Below are 1,425 nucleotides of genomic sequence, written 5' to 3' on the forward strand. Positions count from 1 at the left end.
AATATGGTGCGAAAGTATTGACGGCGTAGGCAAGGCAAAAATCTTTCCGCTGTGGAACGGCCCCAATACTGTAAAGGCGGTTCTTATAGATTTAAACGGACTTCCGTGCGGAAAAGATATTGTAAATGAAGTACAAGAGTATGTGGACCCTGACAGTCTGGGACTGGGCGAGGGCTGCGCTCCTATAGGCGCTCATTTTACAGCTGCGGCAGCTGAAAGCGAGTATATAGATATTTCCGTTACGATTGAGGTAAAGCAGGGGTTTAGCTTTGAAGCGGCAAAGGAGTCAATAAAATCGGGGATAGAGAATTATTTTAAAACTCAGGTAATGAACAGTTCTGACGCAGAGGAAATTATGATACGAATTTCTGAAATAGGTGCTGTGATTTCCGATGTTACTGAAATAGCAGATTACAGAAATCTCGTCATTAACGGTTCGGACGAAAATATTGCGGTAAACGCTGAAAGTGTGCCTATTTTGGGGGTGACTGAAATTGAAGCTGTTTGAAAGTCATTACAAAAACAACTATGAGGAGCTAATAACCTATTATCCGGTCTTTTACCGTGAAGTATATGAAATGGTTGAAATTCTCAAAGCTCAGGGCAGAATTGCCGACAATCTGCAAAATAGTATTGAACAGGTATTTTCCAATCAGTTTATAGACAGTGCGGATGAAAGCGTGATTTCTTCTTATGAAAAAATTATGGGTATTATTCCGGATTCTTTAAAACCGATTGAAGAACGCCGCCGACTTGTAAAAGCAAGACTGATCGGTTCGGGCAAAATTTCAGCTTCTGTAATTTCCGATATGATAAAGGCGTATACGGGCGGAGAAGCAAAATGCAGCCTTGAGCCGTTTGATTCGGAAGGCAATAATTGCTTGTATATCAATGCAGAAAGAGGAAACAGTACGCAGATTTATTTGCAGGAAGTAAAAAATCTTTTGAGTGAAAAGATTCCGGCGCATATTGAATATGAGCTTTCATTCGGTATAGATGCACCGATATATTTAAGCTGTGAAGTTGAATCGTACAATACCGACTTGCCGTTATGCGGTCTTTACTCATGCGGACAAATACCATTTTCAGGAGGTGTATAAATGTTCTGGAAAGAAAATATTTTAAATATGCTGAGTTCCACGGTACTTAATACAATAGACAGCTGTCAGTTTCAGATTGACGGAGATCAGTGGAAGTATGCGGAAATAACCGACACCTCGGAAATTGACGGAAAATATGTTATTACAATAACAATACCCGAAGCCGCAGACGGTACAGTAACCGGAATTCAGCTTTTGGGTATGGGTTCGGTTATAGGGCAGAGAGAAGAACATATAGTAAAAAAATCCGGACAAATACTGATTATGAAATTAAAATTCCGTGTATATGAGGAGGGCGAATCATAATGGGATATATTCCGACAAA

General features: G+C 40.1%; 3 protein-coding genes. All 3 read left to right on the forward strand.

The genetic code is table 11. The annotated features are described in order from the left end of the window. On the forward strand, positions 1 to 508 hold a 508-nt coding region (locus OCV67_RS13245; RefSeq protein WP_178085182.1), incomplete at its 5' end, for a baseplate J/gp47 family protein. Further along, the gene (locus OCV67_RS13250; RefSeq protein ID WP_147644397.1) at positions 495 to 1,100 is read left to right on the forward strand and encodes a putative phage tail protein; all 606 of its coding nucleotides are present in this window, start codon (positions 495 to 497) and stop codon (positions 1,098 to 1,100) included. The genes OCV67_RS13245 and OCV67_RS13250, both read left to right, overlap by 14 nt. After that, positions 1,101 to 1,406 carry a hypothetical protein gene (locus OCV67_RS13255; protein ID WP_147644398.1) on the forward strand — a complete coding sequence of 102 codons (306 nt, stop codon included), beginning with the start codon at positions 1,101 to 1,103 and terminating at the stop codon, positions 1,404 to 1,406. Positions 1,407 to 1,425: the final 19 nt, after the last annotated feature.

Source organism: Porcipelethomonas ammoniilytica, from assembly GCF_025567485.1.
In the GTDB taxonomy this organism is placed as follows: domain Bacteria; phylum Bacillota; class Clostridia; order Oscillospirales; family Ruminococcaceae; genus Porcipelethomonas; species Porcipelethomonas ammoniilytica.